The sequence below is a fragment of the Pseudomonas sp. 20-5 genome (assembly GCF_056782835.1).
In genome coordinates this window covers 622,129-640,503 of sequence record NZ_CM165584.1, presented here as the reverse complement: position 1 = coordinate 640,503, position 18,375 = coordinate 622,129, and the positions used below count along the sequence as shown (strand labels likewise).

Here is an 18,375-nt window from a genome sequence, read left to right as displayed (position 1 = left end):
GACACCCTGGGGTAGACTTCCGCCTATCACGCGGAGGATTCCCATGCAGATTTACAAGGTCGGCGGCGCCGTGCGCGATCGCCTTCTCGGCCGTCCGGTCACCGATATCGACTGGGTGGTGGTCGGTGCCAGCAGCGACGAGATGCTAGCCCGCGGCTACCGCCCGGTGGGCGCCGACTTCCCGGTCTTCCTTCATCCGCAGAGCGGCGAGGAATACGCCCTGGCGCGCACCGAGCGGAAGAGCGGGCGCGGCTACGGCGGCTTCACCTTCCATGCCAGCCCCGAGGTGACCCTGGAGGAAGACCTGACTCGCCGTGACCTGACCATCAACGCCATGGCCGAGGACGAACAGGGCCGTGTAATAGATCCCTACGGCGGCCAGGCAGACCTCGAGGCGCGCCTGCTGCGCCACGTTTCCCCGGCGTTCGCCGAGGATCCCCTGCGGGTCCTGCGCGTAGCGCGCTTCGCCGCCCGCTACGCCGGCCTGGGCTTCCGGATCGCCGCCGAAACCCTCGCCCTGATGCGCCAACTGGCGGAATCCGGCGAGTTGCAGGCGCTGACCCCGGAGCGCAGTTGGAAGGAAATTTCCCGAGCCCTGATGGAACCCAACCCCGAGGTCTTCATCCAGGTCCTGCACGACTGCGGCGCCCTGGCCGAACTGATCCCGGAAGTCGAGGCGCTATTCGGCGTACCGCAGCCGGCGGCCCACCATCCGGAAATCGATACCGGCGTCCATGTCCTGTCGGTATTGCAGCAATGCGCCCGCCACCGGCAGCCGCTCAGCGTACGCTGGGCCTGCCTGCTGCACGACCTGGGCAAGGGACTCACCAGCGAAGCGGACTGGCCCCGCCATATCGCCCACGAGGCTCGCGGCGTGCCGTTGATCGATGCGGTGAACCAGCGCTTCAGGGTGCCGCGCGACTGCCAGGAACTGGCGCGCCTGGTGGGCGAGTACCACACCCACGCCCATCGGGCGCTGGAGCTGCGCCCGAATACACTGCTGGAGCTGTTGCAGAGCTTCGACGTGTATCGCCGCCCGCAGCGTTTCGAGGAGTTCGTCGCCGCCAGCGAGATGGACGCGCGCGGCCGCCTCGGCCTGGAACAGCGGGACTATCCGCAGGCCGCCTACCTGCTCGGCGCGGCGCAGGCAGCGCGGGCAGTCAGCGTGAAGCCGCTGGTGGAAAAGGGCTTGAAGGGCGCGGAACTGGGCGAGGCGCTGAAGCGTGCGCGCCTCGCCGCACTCAAGGCCTACAAGGAAGAACGCGGAAAGGCCTGAAGCAGCGCTTCGGGAGTCAACGCCTGGCCACGCCATTCGAATGGCGCCGGCCAGAGCTTCTGCTGGATCCTCGCCTCGCGCCAGAGATCGCCCAGCGGCTGGCGGGCGACCGGATGCTCCAGGTTCGGCGCCAGCTCGGACAAGGGCCAGAGCACGAAAGCGTTCTTCAGCACTTCGGCGCGCGGCAGCACCAGGCCATCGAAATCGCCCACCAGGTCGCCGTAGAACAGCACGTCGATATCCAGCGGCAGCCCCTTGCGCTCTGGCGCATAGCGGCCATTGTCGGCCTCGATGTGCTTGAGTCGCAGGCTCAGTTCGGCCAGCGGCAGATCGGTGCGGGCAGACACCACCAGGTTGAAGAACGGCCCGCTCTTGATACCCACCGGCTCGCTCTCGAATACCGGCGAACAACGCAGGTCATGAAGGAAAGCGGCCAGCGCATCGAGGCCGGCATGCAGATGGCGCTCACGCTCGACATTGCTGCCGAGGCCGAGGTAGACCGGGATCAGCGACATCCGCGTTCGATCTCCACGCCAACGCCACGGGCCGCCGGCACCGCGCCGGGCTTGGTCACGCGGATGCGCAGCCAGGGAATGCCGCGCTCGCCCATCAGTACCTCGGCGAGGCGCTCGGCGAAGGTTTCCACCAACTGGAAATGCGATTCCCGGGCGAACTCCTGCACCCGCTCGGACAACGCGGCATAGTCCAGCGCCAGGGCGAGATCGTCGCCCGCGGCGGCCGGTCGGTTGTCCCAGCCCAGGGTCAGGTCCAGGCGCAGGCACTGACGGATGCCGCGCTCCCAGTCGTACACGCCGATGACGGTATCGACCTCCAAGCCTTCGATAAAAACTCTGTCCACTTCGCTACCCGCTCCAAGGGATGCCACGACAAGCGTGCGCCGCCCCGTTAGAATCGAGGACATCCTCGTCCTCGGTGGAATCCATGGTCTGGCTACTGGCGATCCTCGCCTACCTGCTCGGTTCCCTCTCCTTCGCCGTCCTGCTCAGCCGCTGGTTCGGCACCCAGGACCCGCGCGCCAGCGGTTCCGGCAACCCCGGCGCGACCAACATGCTGCGCGTCGCCGGGAAGAAACTCGCCATCCTGACCCTGCTCGGCGACGTCGGCAAAGGCCTGCTGCCGGTGCTGGTCGCCCGCTGGCTGGGGCTCGGCGTGATGGAGGAGGCCTGGGTCGGCATCGCCGCCGTGATCGGCCACCTGTACCCGCTGTACTTCAACTTCCGCGGCGGCAAGGGTGTCGCCACCGCCGCGGGCATGCTCCTCGGCCTCTATCCGCCGGCCGTACTGCTGGCCGCGGCGGCCTGGCTGCTGACCTTCAAGCTGTCGCGCACCAGCTCGCTCGCCTCGCTGGTGGCCACCCCGCTGACCCTGCCGTTGCTGGCCTGGCAGCAGCCCGGAGCGCTGCTGCCGATGACCGTGCTGACCGGCCTGATCGTCTGGCGGCACCGCGCCAACTTACGCGATCTGTTCGCCGGCCGCGAACGGCATTTCTAATCCATAAAAGGAAAAAACTTCATGCAGTCTGGCCCAGCTGCGTCATCGACACCTGCCTGACTGCGACCTGGCGGCCACTCAGACCGCCGGCAGCGACTCCATCGGCCAGCGCGGCTGGACGCTGATCGCCGGGCCGTCATGCTGGCCGGCGAGCAGGCGCTGGCAGCCGGCGTAGGCGATCATCGCGCCATTGTCGGTGCAGAAGCGCGGGCGGGCGTAGAACACCTGCCCCTTCATTTCGCCGAGCATCTTTTCCAGGCCGCTGCGCAGCGCCTGGTTGGCGCTGACGCCGCCGGCGATCACCAGGTTCTTCAGGCCGGTCTGCTTCAAGGCGCGACGGCACTTGATCAGCAGGGTCTCGACCACCGCGGTCTGGAACGCCAGGGCGATGTCACAGCGGGTCTGCTCGCTGTCGTCGCCGGCCTCGACGCAACGCTGCCAGGTGTTCAGGGTAAAGGTCTTGAGCCCGCTGAAGCTGAAGTCCAGGCCGGGGCGATCGGTCATCGGCCGCGGGAACACGAAGCGGCCAGGAGTGCCGAGCTCCGCCAGGCGGGCGATTTCCGGACCGCCGGGATAGCCCAGGCCGATCAGCTTGGCGGTCTTGTCGAAGGCTTCGCCGGCGGCGTCGTCCATCGATTCGCCAAGCAACTGGTAGCGACCGATGCCGTCCACCCGCACCAACTGGGTGTGACCGCCGGAAACCAGCAAGGCGACGAACGGGAACCGCGGCGGCTGCTCTTCCAGCATCGGCGCCAGCAGGTGCCCTTCCATGTGGTGCACGCCGACCGCCGGCACGCCCCAGGCGAAGGCCATCGCCTGGGCACAGGAAGCCCCCACCAGCAGGGCGCCGACCAGGCCGGGACCGGCGGTATAGGCGATCGCGTCGATATCCGCCGGCGTGCAGCCGGACTCGTCGAGCACCTGGCGGATCAGCGGCAGCATGCGCTTGACGTGGTCGCGCGAGGCCAGCTCGGGCACGACGCCGCCGTAGACGCGATGGAGGTCGATCTGACTGAACAGCGCGTCGGCCAGCAGGCCGCGTTCGCTGTCGTAAAGGGCGACGCCGGTTTCGTCGCAGGACGTTTCCAGTCCCAGCACGCGCATGGGCTTGAGCCTTAGAGCTTGGCAAATACGAAGCCGCGCATGATAATCGGCGGCTTTGCGCCAGACCAGTGTTTTTCGATCGGAGGCTTTGCATTCCTCCGGCCGAACCGTTAATATCCGCAACCCTTGAAAACCGACGTATCCGCGCCACCTTGCCGGAGTACGTTCAACCCCCGGTAATCAGTGAAGGTACGACCTGGATGCCAGCCGTCAAAGTAAAAGAGAACGAACCCTTCGACGTAGCCCTGCGTCGTTTCAAGCGCTCCTGCGAAAAAGCAGGTGTACTGGCTGAAGTTCGCAGCCGCGAGTTCTACGAGAAGCCCACTGCCGAGCGCAAGCGCAAGGCCGCTGCCGCAGTGAAGCGCCACGCGAAGAAAGTACAGCGCGAACAGCGCCGTCGCGAGCGCCTGTACTGATCCACTCGACGCCCACGCGTCAGTGATCGTGCCTCAGCCCGGCCCCGGCCGGGCTTTCGGCTTTCCGCCATGAGCGAAATCAAATCCCGCCTCCTCGACGCCGTCAAGGTCGCCATGCGCGCCCAGGACAAGCCGCGGCTGACCACGTTGCGCCTGGCCCTCGCGGACATCAAGCGCGTCGAAGTCGACGAACGCATCGAGGTGGATGACGCCCGAGCCCTGCTGATCCTCGACCGGATGATCAAGCAGCGCCGCGACGCCCAGCGCCAGTTCAGCGACGCCGGCCGCCAGGACCTCGCCGAGGTCGAGGCTGCCGAGATCCTCGTGCTCCAGGACTTCATGCCCAAGCCCCTGGACGACCATGAGATCGACGCCCTGATCGAGCGCAGCATCGTCGACAGCGGCGCCCAGGGTCCGCAGGACATGGGCAAGGCGATGAACCTGCTGCGACCGCAGGTCCAGGGTCGCGTCGACATGGCACAGGTCAGCCAGCGCCTGAAGGCGCGCCTCTCCTCCTGAAACACCGCGCCGGCCTGATCGGCCCGGCGATAATTGCTATGCTGCCGCTCTGCGCCCACGCGCCGTCGTTTTCGAGAACACCATGGCCGGCCTGATACCGCAAAGCTTCATCGATGACCTGCTGAACCGCACCGACATCGTCGAGGTGGTGAGTTCACGCATCCAACTGAAGAAAACCGGCAAGAACTACAGCGCCTGCTGCCCGTTCCACAAGGAAAAGACTCCCTCGTTCACCGTCAGCCCGGACAAGCAGTTCTACTACTGCTTCGGCTGCGGCGCCGGCGGCAACGCGCTCGGCTTCGTCATGGACCACGACCAGCTGGAGTTCCCCCAGGCGGTCGAGGAACTGGCCAAGCGCGCCGGCATGGACGTGCCGCGCGAGGAACGCGGCGGACGCGGGCACACGCCGCGCCAGCCGACCGACTCGCCGCTCTACCCGCTGCTCAGCGCCGCCGCCGAGTTCTACAAGCAGGCGCTGAAAAGCCACCCGGCGCGCAAAGCCGCGGTGAACTACCTGAAGGGCCGCGGCCTGACCGGCGAGATCGCCCGCGACTTCGGCCTCGGTTTCGCCCCGCCCGGCTGGGACAACCTGCTCAAGCACCTGGGTGGCGACAACCTGCAACTCAAGGCCATGCTCGACGCCGGCCTGCTGGTGGAGAACAGCGACACCGGCAAGCGCTACGACCGCTTCCGCGATCGCGTGATGTTCCCGATCCGCGACAGCCGCGGGCGGATCATCGCCTTCGGCGGCCGGGTGCTCGGCGACGACAAGCCGAAGTACCTGAACTCCCCGGAGACTCCGGTCTTCCACAAGGGCCAGGAACTCTACGGACTCTACGAGGCCCGGCAGAAGAATCGCGACCTCGACGAGATCATGGTGGTCGAGGGCTACATGGATGTCATCGCCCTGGCCCAGCAAGGCATCCGCAACGCGGTGGCGACCCTCGGCACGGCGACCAGCGAGGAACACATCAAGCGCCTGTTCCGCCTGGTGCCGAGCATCCTGTTCTGTTTCGACGGCGACCAGGCCGGGCGCAAGGCGGCCTGGCGCGCCCTGGAGTCGGTGCTGCCGAACCTGCAGGACGGCAAGCGCGTGCGCTTCCTGTTCCTCCCCGAGGGCGAGGACCCGGACAGCCTGGTACGCGCCGAGGGCGAGGATGCCTTCCGCGCACGCATCACCCAGCAGGCCCAGCCGCTGGCGGAGTACTTCTTCCAGCAACTGATGCTGGAGGCCGACCCCGCCACCCTGGAAGGCAAGGCCCACCTGGCGACCCTCGCCGCGCCGCTGCTGGAGAAGATTCCCGGGAACAACCTGCGCCTGCTGATGCGGCAACGTCTGTCGGAAATCACCGGCCTGTCCGGCGAAAACATCGGACAACTGGCGCACCACAGCCCGCCGCCGTCGTCCATGGACCACGGAGCGAGCGGCGTCTTGGACGGCGACGACTATTTCGCCGCCAGCGCCTACTACGAGAACGAGCCCTCCCATGCGCCGTTCGACGCTGCGCCAGGCTATGTCGAGGCGCAACCGCGCAAGAGCTGGAACAAGGACAAGAAGCCCTGGGACGGCAAGAAGTGGGATGGCAAGAAGAAGTGGGACAAAGGCGGCCGCGGCGACTTCAAGGCTCCGCAACGAACGCCGGTCAGCGTGGAGTCCACCACCCTCAACGCCCTGCGCACCTTGCTGCATCATCCGCAGTTGGCCTTGAAGGTCGACGATGCGGGCACCCTCGCCAAGGAGCAGGATACCTACGCCCAGTTGCTGGTGTCCCTGCTGGAAGCCCTGCAGAAGAACCCGCGGCAGAGCTCGATGCAACTCATCGCGCGCTGGCACGGCACGCCCCAGGGCCGCCTGCTGCAGGCCCTGGGCGAGAAGGAGTGGCTGATCGTCCAGGAGAACCTTGAAAAGCAGTTCTTCGACACCATTACTAAACTCTCCGAGAGCCAGCGTTTCGGCGAGCGGGAGGAGCGTTTACGCAGCGTCATGCAGAAGAGCTACAGTGAACTGACCGATGAAGAGAAAGCCTTGCTCAGAGAGCACTACAGTGTTGCCGCTTCATCGCCTTCCCAGAGCTGAACTGGCGCCTCAGCCCAGGCATCAGGTATAATCCTCTGCTTATTTTTTGCCCGCCAAGACCTTCAGTGGATAGGGTGTTATGTCCGGAAAAGCGCAACAGCAATCTCGTCTGAAAGAGTTGATCGCCCGAGGCCGTGAGCAGGGATACCTGACTTACGCGGAGGTCAACGACCACCTGCCGGAGGATATTTCCGATCCGGAACAGGTGGAAGACATCATCCGCATGATCAACGACATGGGGATCAACGTATTCGAGACAGCCCCGGATGCGGATGCCCTGTTGCTGGCCGAGGCGGATACCGACGAAGCCGCAGCGGAAGAAGCCGCAGCGGCCCTGGCCGCGGTGGAAAGCGACATCGGTCGCACCACCGACCCGGTGCGCATGTACATGCGTGAAATGGGTACCGTGGAACTGCTGACCCGCGAAGGCGAGATCGAAATCGCCAAGCGCATCGAGGAAGGCATCCGCGAAGTGATGAGCGCCATCGCCCAGTTCCCGGGCACGGTGGACAGCATCCTGGCCGACTACAATCGCATCGTCGCCGAAGGCGGTCGCCTCTCCGACGTCCTCAGCGGCTATATCGATCCCGATGACGGCAGCCTGCCCGCCGAAGAGGTGGAGCCGGTCAACCTGAAGGACGATTCCGCCGACTCGAAAGAGAAGGACGACGAGGAAGAAGAAAGCGACGACAGCAGCGACAGCGACGACGAAGGCGACGGCGGTCCGGATCCGGAAGAAGCCCGCCTGCGTTTCACCGCGGTCTCCGAGCAGCTCGACAAGGCCAAGAAGGCCCTGAAGAAGCACGGTCGCGGCAGCAAGCAGGCCACCGCCGAACTCACCGGCCTGGCCGAGCTGTTCATGCCGATCAAGCTGGTGCCCAAGCAGTTCGACGCCCTGGTCGCCCGCGTGCGCTCCGCCCTGGAAGGCGTGCGCGCCCAGGAACGCGCCATCATGCAGCTCTGCGTGCGTGACGCGCGCATGCCGCGTGCCGACTTCCTGCGCCTGTTCCCGAACCACGAGACCGACGAGAAGTGGGTCGACAGCGTCCTGAAGAGCAAGCCGAAGTACGCCGAGGCCATCGAGCGCCTGCGCGACGACATCCTGCGCAACCAGCAGAAGCTGGCGGCCCTGGAAAGCGAGGTCGAGCTGACCGTCGCCGAGATCAAGGAAATCAACCGCGCGATGTCGATCGGCGAAGCCAAGGCTCGCCGGGCGAAGAAGGAAATGGTCGAGGCCAACCTGCGCCTGGTGATTTCCATCGCCAAGAAGTACACCAACCGCGGCCTGCAATTCCTCGACCTGATCCAGGAAGGCAACATCGGCCTGATGAAGGCGGTGGACAAGTTCGAATACCGTCGTGGCTACAAGTTCTCCACCTACGCCACCTGGTGGATTCGCCAGGCGATCACCCGTTCGATCGCCGACCAGGCACGCACCATCCGCATCCCGGTGCACATGATCGAGACGATCAACAAGCTCAACCGCATCTCCCGCCAGATGCTCCAGGAAATGGGTCGCGAGCCCACCCCGGAAGAGCTTGGCGAGCGCATGGACATGCCTGAGGACAAGATCCGCAAGGTACTGAAGATCGCCAAAGAGCCGATCTCCATGGAAACCCCGATCGGTGACGACGAAGATTCGCACTTGGGCGATTTCATCGAGGACTCCACCATGCAGTCGCCGATCGAGATGGCGACCAGCGAGAGCCTCAAGGAATCCACCCGCGAAGTCCTCGCCGGCCTCACTGCCCGGGAAGCCAAGGTGCTGCGCATGCGCTTCGGCATCGACATGAACACCGACCACACCCTCGAGGAAGTCGGCAAGCAGTTCGATGTGACCCGCGAGCGGATCCGCCAGATCGAAGCCAAGGCGCTGCGCAAGCTGCGCCATCCGTCGCGAAGCGAGCACCTGCGCTCCTTCCTCGACGAGTGACGAACGAACCCCCGGCCTGAAAAACCGGGGGTTTTTCTTTGCCGCTTGCCCCGCCGCCCGGCGTCTACACTTCCGCTTATATTCCCGTCCACCGCGAGACCGCCTCATGCAGCGTCTGCAGGCCGTGCTTCTCCTGTGTCTGGCCTGCTGCTGGCCGGGGCTGGCCGGCGCCCTCACGCTCACGCCCGAGGAACGGGCCTGGCTGGCCGAGCACCCGAGCATCCGCCTGGGCGTGGATACCTCCTGGCCGCCATTCGAGTTCCGCGACGAACAGGGCCGCTACCAGGGACTCGCCGCCGGCTACGTCGGCCTGCTGCAGGAACGCCTGGGCGTCAGCCTGACGCCTGTCGAACCGAAGACATGGACGCAGGTCCTGGAGCAGGCCAAGGACGGTCGGCTAGACCTGCTGCCCGGCATCATGGCTACCCCGGAGCGCCAGGAGTACCTGAGCTTCACCCGGCCCTACCTGGACTTCCCGATCATCATCCTGGCACGCAAGAACGGCCCGATGCCGAAGCGCATCGACGAGCTCTACGGACTCAAGGTCGCGGTGGTCGACCACTATGCTCCTCACGAACTGCTGATCGCCCAGCATCCCGACCTCACCCTGCTGCCCCTGCCTTCGGTAGCGGCAGCCCTGCAGGCGCTGGCCACCGGCCAGGCCGACGCCTTCGTCGGCGACTTCGCCTCCAGCGTATGGAACCTCCGCCAGCTCAAGCTCAACGGCCTGGAGATCAGCGGCGAGACGCCATACCGCTACCAACTGGCGATGGCCGTGCCGCGCGGACAACCGATCCTCGCCGGGATCGTCGACAAGGTCCTCGCCGACCTCAGCGCCGAGGAGATCGAGCGACTCCAGGCCCCCTGGGTCGGCGGCCTGCTCGACCGACGTCCGGCCTGGCGCGAGATGGCGACCTACGGTCTTCCCATCGTCCTGCTGATCCTGGTCTCGGTCGCCATACTGCTGGCCATGAACCGCCGCCTGCGCCGCGAGGTGAATCGCCGGCGGCAATTGGAGCGCGAACTGCGCGACAGCGAACAGCACTACCGGGGACTGGTAGAAAGCCTGAATGCCATCGCCTGGGAAATGCGCCTCGAGGAGAACCGCTTCACCTACGTCTCGCCCCACGCCGAACGCCTGCTCGGCTATCCCCTTGGCGAATGGCTGCAGCCGGGCTTCTGGCAGCGGACCCTGCACCCCATGGACGCCGAGTACGCCATCCACTACTGCATGAGCGAAAGCCAGGCCGGACGCGACCACAGCTTCGACTACCGGATGCTCGCCGCCGACGGCCGGGTAGTCTGGATTCGCGATCTGGTCACCCCGATCACGCAAGGCCGGGACCTGCTCCTGCGCGGTCTGATGATCGACATCACCGAGGCCAAGCTCACCGAGCAGGCCATGCGCCTGTCCGAACAGAAGTTCGCTTCGGTGTTCCACCACTGCCCGGACATGGTGGTACTGGCCAACGGCGCCGACGGCCGCTTCCTCGCGGTGAACAGCACCTTCGAGCAGCAGATCGGCATCGCCGCCGACGACGCCATCGGCAAGACCGCCACCGAACTGGGCATCTGGGCACTCCCCGGCCTGGGCCCGCAGGTCCTGGAAAAGCTCGGCCACGGCAACCTGACCAACCTCGAGGTGCCCCTGCGGCGCCGCAATGGCAGTACCTTCAGCGCGCTGCTCAGCGCCCAGCACGTGGCCCTCGACCAGACCCCGGCGCTGGTGGTGGTGATCCGCGACATCACCCACCTGGTGGAGACCCAGGAACTGCTGCGGATCTCCGAGGAGAAGTTCGCCAACGCCTTCCATGCCTACCCCGACGGTCTGCTGATCAGCCGCCTCGAAGACGGCACGCTGATCGACGTGAACGAAGGCTTCACCCGTCTCACCGGCTACCGCCGCGACGAGGTCATCTCCCGCTCCACGCTCGAACTCGGCCTGTGGGTCGACACCGAGGACCGCAAGCGCCTGATCTCGCTGGTACGCCACCACACCCTGACCCAGGGCTTCACCGCCCCTGTACGGGACCGCAACGGTGGCATCCGCCAGTGCGAGATGTCCGCCCACCGGATCAGCATCGATGGCGAGGACTGCGTGCTGACCATCGCCCGCGATATCACCGAGCGCCAGCTCATGCAGGAGAAGCTGCAGCAGGCCGCCACCGTCTTCGAAAGCACCGCCGAAGGCGTGATGATCACCGATACCCGCCAACGCATCACCGCGGTCAACCGCGCCTTCAGCGAGATCACCGGCTACAGCGAGCAGGAGGCGCTGGGACGCTCGCCCAGCCTGCTCTCCTCCGGACAACACGACTCCAGCTTCTACCTCGCCATGTGGAACCAGCTGGAGCGCGACGGGCACTGGCAGGGCGAGATCTGGAACCGACGCAAGACCGGCGAGCTGTACCCCGAATGGCTGACCATCAGCGCGGTACACAATCCGCAGGGCGAGATCACCCACTTCGTCGGCGTCTTTGCCGATATCTCCACCCTCAAGTACGCCCAGGCCCGGCTCGACTACCAGGCCCACCACGATCCGCTCACCGGCCTGCCCAATCGCCTGCTGTTCGAGAGCCGGCTCAATCACGCCCTCGACGAGGCCCGCGAAGAGAGCCGTCCCGGCGCCGTGCTGTTCATCGACCTGGACCGCTTCAAGCACATCAACGACAGCCTCGGCCATCCCATCGGCGACCTGCTGCTCAAGGCCATCGCCGAACGCCTGCGCGACCAGTTGCGCGACGTCGATACCGTGGCCCGCCTGGGGGGCGACGAATTCATCATCCTGCTCCCCGGCCTGCACCAGGAAAGCGACGCCGAGCACGTCGCGCGCAAGCTGCTGAATGCCTTCACCGCGCCGTTCCAGGCCGACGGTCATGAATTCTTCGTCAGCGCCAGCGTCGGCATCGCCCTGTTCCCCAAGGACGGCGACGACGCCCCGACCCTGGTGAAGAACGCCGACGCCGCCATGTACCGCGCCAAGTCGCGGGGCCGCAGCCGCATCGAGTACTACACCCGCGAACTGACCTACCTGGCCACCGAGCGCATGGCGCTGGAAACCGAACTGCGCCGCGCCCTCGAGCGCGACGAGTTGCAGCTCTACTACCAACCCAAGCTGAGCCTGGAGAGCGGCTTGCTGGTCGGCGCCGAGGCACTGGTGCGCTGGTACCATCCGCTGTTCGGGGAAATTTCCCCGGAGCGCTTCATCCCCCTCGCCGAGGATTGCGGCCTGATCCTGCCCCTCGGCGACTGGGTGCTGGAACACGCCTGCCAGCAGATGGGCGAATGGCAAAAGCTGCACGCGCCGTTCGGCCCGCTGTCGGTCAACCTCGCCGGCGCCCAGCTCGGCCAGCCGCAACTGATCGAACGCCTCGAGCAACTGCTGGAGCAGTCCGGCCTGGAACCGTCGCGGCTGCAACTGGAAATCACCGAGAGCTTCATCATGAACCAGACCGAGGAGGCCCTCGCCGTCCTCCACGGCCTCAAGCGCCTCGGCGTACAGCTGGCGATCGACGACTTCGGCACCGGCTACTCCTCGCTCAGCTACCTCAAGCGCCTGCCGCTGGACATCCTGAAGATCGACAAGTCGTTCATCCGCGGCCTTCCCGACGATCCCCACGATGCCGCCATCACCCGCGCCATCATCGCCCTCGGCCGCAGCATGCAGCTCACGGTGATCGCCGAAGGCGTGGAAACCGAAGGTCAGCAGAGCTTCCTCACCCACGAAGGCTGCGAGCAGATCCAGGGCTTCGTCCTCAGTCCGCCGCTGCCCGCCGAGCTGTTCGCCAGCAAATTCCTCAAACCGCGCCAGCCGATTGGCGCTCCCCGAGAAGCGCCGGTATAATCCGCCGACCTTCTGGGGGCCTATAGCTCAGTCGGTTAGAGCAGAGGACTCATAATCCTTTGGTCCACGGTTCGAGTCCGTGTGGGCCCACCACCTTCAAAGCCGCGCACTGCGCGGCTTTGCGCTTTCTAGGGTAGTGGCCTCATAAACGACTCCATGGCCAAAAGGTACAAAGTCGGTACAGTACTGGTTAGCCAGTTTGCCTTTGGAGTCCTTATCTGATGGCAACAGTCGTCCCCCCTTCCCGTGGGCCGCAAAACGGATTGGCCGACCAACGAAAAAACCTTCCGCACCAAGCGCGACGCCGAAGACTGGGCACGCCGCACCGAAGACGAGATGGTACGCGGCGTGTACATCCAGCACTGCGGCTCCGAGCGCATGTGACCTGCCCCCATTTTGTAGCCCGAGAGCTACATGTCCCTGCATCAAATTTTATCGATGCCCAAGGGGTACGGCCGACCTCTGTCCACAAGGTTTTTGACGTGCTGAAACAGGCGCTTTAGCTGACTCAGTCACCCTGAACAGGCATGCTCATCAAGCTATCAACCCAGCTTGAGAATTAGACAGTGAGCCGAATAGTTGCCATTATCGGCTCACAAAATGAGCCGAATAGGCTCTCTAATCGGCTCATGAATATCCCTTATGAACGACCCACTCTGGATCTGGCAGCAGCCCGACTGGCCGCAGTTCAACTGGCAAGCCGAAGCGCTTGCACCACTGCTGCGCTCCTGTAGCCAGGCTCAGGGTCGTTTGTTAGGAATGCTCGGTGCCGTGGGGAGTGACACCGAAGTGCAGAGCAGCCTGGATGCCATGCTGCAGAACATCGTCACCTCTTCAGCCATTGAGGGAGAGCAACTGAATGTCGGTTCGGTGCGCTCATCACTGGCACGGCGACTGGGATTGCACGAAGAAGGTCGAACCACCTCTCGCTCCGAAGGCCTGGCGGAACTGCTGCTCGATGCCACCCACGCACATCAAGAGCCGCTAGACGAACAGCGACTGTTCACCTGGCACCGTTGGTTATTCCCCACCGATGAGCAACTGCTGACTCGACCGCTACACATCGGTGCACTGCGTGGCGAAGAGCCCATGCAGGTGGTTTCCGGTCGCATCGACCGCCCGACAGTCCATTTCGAAGCCCCTCCCCGCGCGGGGCTGGAAGCGCAACTGGCGGACTTTCTCGCCTGGTTCGAGAGCAGCCGCCGCGATGCCAGCCTCGATCCCTTTCTGCGCGCCGGCATCGCACATTTCTGGTTCGTGACCCTGCACCCCTTCGACGACGGCAACGGTCGCCTCACCCGCGCTATCACCGATCTGGCATTGGCTCAGGGTGAGCAGCAAGCCATTCGCTTCTACGCCATGTCTGCGAGCATCCTCGACGACCGCGCCGGTTACTACCGCATTCTCGAAGCAAGTCAGAAAAGCACGCTGGATATCACCAACTGGCTGCAATGGTTTCTCGCGACGTTGCTCAACAGCCTGGAGCAGGCTCTTGCTCGTATCGACCGCGTGCTGGTCAAGGCGCGCTTCTGGCAGGCACACCGCAGCCAAACCCTATCGGCGGAGCAAGTCAAAGTGCTTAACCGCCTGCTCGATGGCGGCGAAAGGGGGTTCGAGGAGGGCATCAGTGCGGCGCAATACCAAGCTGTGGCCAAGGTTTCCAAAGCCACCGCGACCCGCCACCTGAGCGACCTGCTGGAAAAGGGCTGCATCGAGCGACTGCCCGGCAGAGGGCGTAGCACCCGTTACCAGATAGCACGCTGAGCGCCTGCACCGGGCTCACCAGTCCTTGATGCGTCATCGCGCCATAGGACAATGGTCGCCTCTCCATTAAGCAGCTCGGCTCAAGGAAGAAAGTGGATTACAGCCCGATAGTCGCCCAGGTCTGGGGCATGCTGACCTGGTTTATCCCGGCAGCCCTGCTGATCGGCCTGCTCAAATCGCCTTGGGCCAAGGGGCAGATCGGTGAACTGCTGGTGCGCCTGTTCGCCCATTGGCAACTGGACAGGCACACCTACCGCCGCCTGCACAACGTCACCCTGAACACGCCGGACGGCACGACACAGATCGACCACGTATTTCTCTCACCCTACGGCATCTTCGTGCTGGAAACGGCAGGTTTCCAGCACCTGCCGATAGGTCTCTACCGTTGCATCGGCGAGCCGTGCTGCAGGTCACAGGCTTTGGCATGAATCGCCCGCCACTGCGCGATCAATCGCAGGGTGTCGGCGGCAGCAGCGCAAGTTTCGGCGAAGGCGAACTGGCGCTGGCGGAGCGGAATCCGATGGACGTGGCGGCTCTGTTCGCCGCCTGAGCGTGGGAAGGCACTTATCAGGCACTTCCGAAGGCACTACCGGACGATATCGATTCCATCGCCAACGCGGTAACTTCGAAGTACCTAAACCTTCATGAAACTGCAACTTCCAACTCCATCGACAGCTCTGGAAGTACATCCTCGGTATTTTCCAAGCCCCTAACCAAAGTCTGGATCGTTTCGTCACAGGAAACGCTGGAGCGCCTATTCCAGAGCGCTTCGAACAATCGGTAAAAATAAAATCAAAATAATCAGACGCAGTTCAAAAACAACCAGAACAGATAGTTTTTCCGCCTTTCCCAACATGCTCCTCTCGCCTTGACTCGTTCGATGCAGCGGATCGCCCATGCGTATTTCCGGCATTGTCCGAGGCCCATTCCCTGTTCGACGCGATACCCGGCGCACCCATAACAATATGCCGCCCTCCACGGGCCGATAGCGCCAGTTGTGAGCCTGTCCACCACTGCATTTCCCTCACTGCAAGGAGAGAACATGAGTCGCTCACCCATCCCTCGCCACCGAGCGTTGCTGGCCGGTTTCTGCCTGGCTGGCGCGCTGTCCGCCCAGGCTGCCACCCAGGAAGAAATCCTCGATGCGGCACTGGTCAGCGGGGATTCCTCGCAACTGACCGACAGCCACCTGGTCGCCCTGCGCCTGCAGCAGCAGGTCGAGCGCATCCGCCAGACCCGCACCCAGTTGCTCGACGGTCTCTACCAGAACCTCAGCCAAGCCTATGATCCTGGCGCCGCCAGCATGTGGGTCCTGCCGGCAAACCCGGACAATACCCTGCCCTTCCTCATTGGCGACAAGGGGCGCGTGCTCGCCAGCCTGAGCCTGGAGGCCGGCGGCCGCGGGCTGGCCTATGGCACCAACGTGCTCACCCAACTGAGCGGGGCCAATGCCGCCCACGCACCGCTGCTGAAGCGGGCGGTGCAGTGGCTGGTGAACGGCGACCCGGGCGCGGCTACTGCGAAGGACTTCAAGGTCAGCGTGGTCGGGGTGGACAAGACCGCCACTCTCAACGGCCTGAAGAGCGCCGGCCTGCAACCGGCGGACGCCGCCTGCAACGCGCTGACCGACGCCAGTTGCGCCAGCACCAGCAAATTGCTGGTACTGGGCAACGGCGCCAGCGCCGCTAGCCTGAGCGCCACGGTGCGCGCACGGCTACAGGCCGGGCTGCCGATCCTCTTCGTGCACACCAATGGCTGGAACCAGAGCAGCACCGGCCAGCAGATCCTCGCCGGCCTGGGCCTGCAGGAAGGCCCCTACGGCGGCAACTACTGGGACAAGGACAGGGTGCCATCCAGCCGCACCCGGACGCGTTCGGTCGAGCTGGGCGGCGCCTATGGCCAGGACCCGGCGCTGGTGCAGCAGATCGTCGACGGTAGCTGGCGCACGGACTACGACTGGTCGAAATGCACCTCCTACGTCGGTCGCACCACCTGCGACGACGTGCCGGGACTGAGCGACTTCAGCAAGCGCGTCGATGTATTGAAAGGCGCCCTCGACGCCTACAACCAGAAGGCGCAGAACCTCTTCGCCCTGCCCGGCACCACCTCGCTGCGGCTCTGGCTGCTGTGGGCCGACGCGGTGCGGCAGAACATCCGCTACCCGATGGACAAGGCCGCCGACACGGCGCGCTTCCAGGAAACCTTCGTCGCCGACGCCATCGTCGGCTACGTGCGCGAAGCCGGCGCGGCGCAGAAGGAACTGGGCAGCTACGCCGGCCAGCGCCAACAGTCGATGCCGGTATCGGGCTCGGAGGAAACCCTGACCCTCACCTTGCCGTCGGCCCAGGGCTTCACCGCCATCGGCCGCATGGCGGCGCCGGGCAAGCGCCTGAGCATTCGCATCGAAGACGCTGGCCAGGCCAGCCTGGCGGTCGGCCTGAACACCCAGCGCATCGGCTCGACGCGGCTGTGGAATACCCGCCAGTATGACCGCCCGCGCTTCCTCAAGAGCCCGGACATCAAGCTCCAGGCAAACCAGTCGGTGGCGCTGGTATCGCCCTACGGCGGCCTGTTGCAACTGGTCTACAGCGGCGCCACGCCGGGTCAGACGGTAACCGTCAAGGTAACCGGCGCGGCCAGCCAGCCGTTCCTCGACATCCAGCCGGGCGAGGACAGCAGCCAGGCGATTGCCGACTTCATCCAGGCGCTGGACGCCGACAAGGCCGACTGGCTGGAGATCCGCAGCGGCTCGGTGGAGGTCCACGCCAAGGTGGAGAAGGTCCGTGGCTCGATCGACAAGGACTATGGCGGCGACGTCCAGCGCTTCATCCGTGAGTTGAACGAGGTGTTCATCGACGACGCCTACACCCTGGCCGGCTTCGCCATTCCCAACCAGGCGAAGACTCCGGCAATCCAGCAGGAATGCGCGGTGCGCGGCTGGGACTGCGACAGCGAGACCCTGCACAAGCTGCCCGGCACCCAGCACATCAACGTCGACCAGTACGCCCAGTGCGGCGGCGGCTGCAGCGGCAACCCCTACGATCAGACCTGGGGCCTGAACCCGCGCGGCTGGGGCGAAAGCCACGAACTGGGGCACAACCTGCAGGTGAACCGGCTGAAGGTCTACGGCGGGCGCTCGGGCGAAATCTCCAACCAGATATTCCCGTTGCACAAGGACTGGCGCGTGCTCCGCGAGTTCGGGCAGAACCTCGACGATACGCGGGTCAACTACCGCAACGCCTACAACCTGATCGTCGCCGGACGCGCCGAGGCCGATCCGCTGGCAGGCGTATACAAGCGCCTGTGGGAAGACCCGGGCACCTACGCGCTGAATGGCGAGCGGATGGCCTTCTATACCCAGTGGGTGCACTACTGGGCCGACCTGAAGAACGATCCGCTGCAGGGTTGGGACATCTGGACCCTGCTCTACCTGCACCAGCGCCAGGTGGACAAGTCCGACTGGGACGCCAACAAGGCTGCCCTCGGCTACGGCACCTACGCCCAGCGCCCGGGAAACAGCGGCGATGCCAGCAGTACGGACGGCAACGACAACCTGTTGCTCGGCCTGTCCTGGCTGACCCAGCGCGACCAGCGGCCAACCTTCGCGCTATGGGGCATCCGTACCTCGGCAGCGGCCCAGGCACAGGTGGCGGCCTACGGTTTCGCCGAGCAGCCGGCGTTCTTCTATGCCAACAACCGGACCAACGAATACAGCACGGTGAAGCTTCTGGACATGAGCCAGGGGTCGCCGGCGTGGCCGTTTCCGTGAGTCGTAGCTGAGGGGGCTGGCGCGGGGTGATGCTTCTCGCTCCGCGCCGGTCCTCATGCCCCTCTCCCCGAAGGGAGAGAGGGTCGGCCATGCCAGCGGGCAATGCCGTGCCAGGCTGGCAAGCCAAACTGTCGTTCAAGCTGAACGATCCTGCGCAATAA

The 18,375-nt window shown here is 65.0% G+C and carries 15 protein-coding genes, 1 tRNA gene and 1 pseudogene; 13 read left to right on the top strand and 4 right to left on the bottom strand.

The window, feature by feature from the left end; all coding sequences use genetic code 11:
* Positions 1-43: 43 nt before the first annotated feature.
* Positions 44-1,276 carry a multifunctional CCA addition/repair protein gene (locus tag AC1RB9_RS03005; protein ID WP_003117955.1) on the top strand — a complete coding sequence of 411 codons (1,233 nt, stop codon included), beginning with the start codon at positions 44-46 and terminating at the stop codon, positions 1,274-1,276.
* Here AC1RB9_RS03005 and folK read toward each other — a convergent pair.
* Together folK and folB are read right to left on the bottom strand one after the other, a co-directional pair.
* Entirely contained in the window at positions 1,249-1,791 is a 543-nt protein-coding gene (folK, locus tag AC1RB9_RS03000; RefSeq protein WP_003142783.1) for a 2-amino-4-hydroxy-6-hydroxymethyldihydropteridine diphosphokinase, read from the bottom strand. The genes AC1RB9_RS03005 and folK overlap by 28 nt on opposite strands.
* On the bottom strand, positions 1,782-2,135 hold the full coding sequence (gene folB, locus AC1RB9_RS02995; RefSeq protein WP_003099587.1) for a dihydroneopterin aldolase: 354 nt from the start codon (positions 2,133-2,135) through the stop codon (positions 1,782-1,784). Before folB ends, folK begins: the two co-directional genes overlap by 10 nt.
* 83 nt (positions 2,136-2,218) lie before the next feature.
* On the opposite strand from folB, the gene plsY reads away from it, so the two are divergent.
* A complete protein-coding gene (plsY, locus tag AC1RB9_RS02990; RefSeq protein WP_003085061.1) occupies positions 2,219-2,788 on the top strand; it encodes a glycerol-3-phosphate 1-O-acyltransferase PlsY in 570 nt (189 codons plus the stop codon).
* A gap of 78 nt (positions 2,789-2,866) precedes the next feature.
* Here plsY and tsaD read toward each other — a convergent pair whose 3' ends face one another.
* A complete protein-coding gene (tsaD, locus tag AC1RB9_RS02985; RefSeq protein ID WP_003099590.1) occupies positions 2,867-3,892 on the bottom strand; it encodes a tRNA (adenosine(37)-N6)-threonylcarbamoyltransferase complex transferase subunit TsaD in 1,026 nt (341 codons plus the stop codon).
* Between the two features lie 200 nt (positions 3,893-4,092).
* On the opposite strand from tsaD, the gene rpsU reads away from it, so the two are divergent.
* The 10 genes and pseudogenes from rpsU (at position 4,093) to AC1RB9_RS02935 (ending at position 14,995) form a co-directional block, all read left to right on the top strand.
* Positions 4,093-4,308, top strand: coding sequence for a 30S ribosomal protein S21 (gene rpsU, locus AC1RB9_RS02980; RefSeq protein WP_003085057.1), 216 nt, complete (start codon positions 4,093-4,095; stop codon positions 4,306-4,308).
* A 69-nt stretch (positions 4,309-4,377) separates the two neighbouring features.
* Positions 4,378-4,827, top strand: a complete 450-nt coding sequence (locus AC1RB9_RS02975; protein ID WP_003085042.1) for a GatB/YqeY domain-containing protein — start codon at positions 4,378-4,380, stop codon at positions 4,825-4,827.
* Between the two features lie 82 nt (positions 4,828-4,909).
* Positions 4,910-6,904 (top strand): DNA primase, encoded by a 1,995-nt coding sequence (gene dnaG / locus AC1RB9_RS02970; protein ID WP_481864882.1) that lies wholly within the window; start codon positions 4,910-4,912, stop codon positions 6,902-6,904.
* 79 nt (positions 6,905-6,983) lie between these two features.
* On the top strand, positions 6,984-8,837 hold the full coding sequence (rpoD, locus tag AC1RB9_RS02965; RefSeq protein WP_003085035.1) for an RNA polymerase sigma factor RpoD: 1,854 nt from the start codon (positions 6,984-6,986) through the stop codon (positions 8,835-8,837).
* A 106-nt stretch (positions 8,838-8,943) separates the two neighbouring features.
* Positions 8,944-12,681 carry an EAL domain-containing protein gene (locus tag AC1RB9_RS02960; protein ID WP_003459376.1) on the top strand — a complete coding sequence of 1,246 codons (3,738 nt, stop codon included), beginning with the start codon at positions 8,944-8,946 and terminating at the stop codon, positions 12,679-12,681.
* A gap of 16 nt (positions 12,682-12,697) precedes the next feature.
* Positions 12,698-12,774 (top strand) — tRNA-Ile (locus AC1RB9_RS02955).
* A gap of 153 nt (positions 12,775-12,927) precedes the next feature.
* A pseudogene (locus tag AC1RB9_RS02950) lies at positions 12,928-13,062 on the top strand (integrase); the annotation flags it as partial.
* 261 nt (positions 13,063-13,323) lie between these two features.
* Positions 13,324-14,445 carry a Fic family protein gene (locus AC1RB9_RS02945; RefSeq protein ID WP_003113218.1) on the top strand — a complete coding sequence of 374 codons (1,122 nt, stop codon included), beginning with the start codon at positions 13,324-13,326 and terminating at the stop codon, positions 14,443-14,445.
* Positions 14,446-14,537: 92 nt separating this feature from the next.
* Entirely contained in the window at positions 14,538-14,873 is a 336-nt protein-coding gene (locus AC1RB9_RS02940; protein ID WP_003115346.1) for a nuclease-related domain-containing protein, read from the top strand.
* Positions 14,870-14,995: a hypothetical protein gene (locus tag AC1RB9_RS02935; protein ID WP_003160853.1), complete on the top strand. Its 126-nt coding sequence runs from the start codon at positions 14,870-14,872 to the stop codon at positions 14,993-14,995. The genes AC1RB9_RS02940 and AC1RB9_RS02935 overlap by 4 nt, the downstream gene beginning before the upstream one ends.
* Before the next feature lie 204 nt (positions 14,996-15,199).
* Here the strand turns inward: AC1RB9_RS02935 and AC1RB9_RS02930 are convergent, their stop codons facing one another.
* Complete coding sequence (locus tag AC1RB9_RS02930; RefSeq protein WP_152959728.1) at positions 15,200-15,343, bottom strand: hypothetical protein; 144 nt, start codon at positions 15,341-15,343, stop codon at positions 15,200-15,202.
* A gap of 99 nt (positions 15,344-15,442) precedes the next feature.
* Here AC1RB9_RS02930 and impA point away from each other — a divergent pair, with 99 nt between their 5' ends.
* Complete coding sequence (impA, locus tag AC1RB9_RS02925) at positions 15,443-18,214, top strand: ImpA family metalloprotease (protein WP_019396123.1); 2,772 nt, start codon at positions 15,443-15,445, stop codon at positions 18,212-18,214.
* The last annotated feature ends 161 nt before the right edge of the window (positions 18,215-18,375 follow it).

Coding starts and splice junctions, on each gene's coding strand:
- folK (WP_003142783.1), bottom strand. CDS start 1,791: ATGTCGCTGATCCCGGTCTACCTCGGCCTCGGCAGCAATGTCGAGCGT.
- plsY (WP_003085061.1), top strand. CDS start 2,219: ATGGTCTGGCTACTGGCGATCCTCGCCTACCTGCTCGGTTCCCTCTCC.
- AC1RB9_RS02935 (WP_003160853.1), top strand. CDS start 14,870: ATGAATCGCCCGCCACTGCGCGATCAATCGCAGGGTGTCGGCGGCAGC.
- dnaG (WP_481864882.1), top strand. CDS start 4,910: ATGGCCGGCCTGATACCGCAAAGCTTCATCGATGACCTGCTGAACCGC.
- rpsU (WP_003085057.1), top strand. CDS start 4,093: ATGCCAGCCGTCAAAGTAAAAGAGAACGAACCCTTCGACGTAGCCCTG.
- AC1RB9_RS02930 (WP_152959728.1), bottom strand. CDS start 15,343: ATGGGCGATCCGCTGCATCGAACGAGTCAAGGCGAGAGGAGCATGTTG.
- AC1RB9_RS03005 (WP_003117955.1), top strand. CDS start 44: ATGCAGATTTACAAGGTCGGCGGCGCCGTGCGCGATCGCCTTCTCGGC.
- rpoD (WP_003085035.1), top strand. CDS start 6,984: ATGTCCGGAAAAGCGCAACAGCAATCTCGTCTGAAAGAGTTGATCGCC.
- AC1RB9_RS02960 (WP_003459376.1), top strand. CDS start 8,944: ATGCAGCGTCTGCAGGCCGTGCTTCTCCTGTGTCTGGCCTGCTGCTGG.
- AC1RB9_RS02945 (WP_003113218.1), top strand. CDS start 13,324: ATGAACGACCCACTCTGGATCTGGCAGCAGCCCGACTGGCCGCAGTTC.
- tsaD (WP_003099590.1), bottom strand. CDS start 3,892: ATGCGCGTGCTGGGACTGGAAACGTCCTGCGACGAAACCGGCGTCGCC.
- AC1RB9_RS02975 (WP_003085042.1), top strand. CDS start 4,378: ATGAGCGAAATCAAATCCCGCCTCCTCGACGCCGTCAAGGTCGCCATG.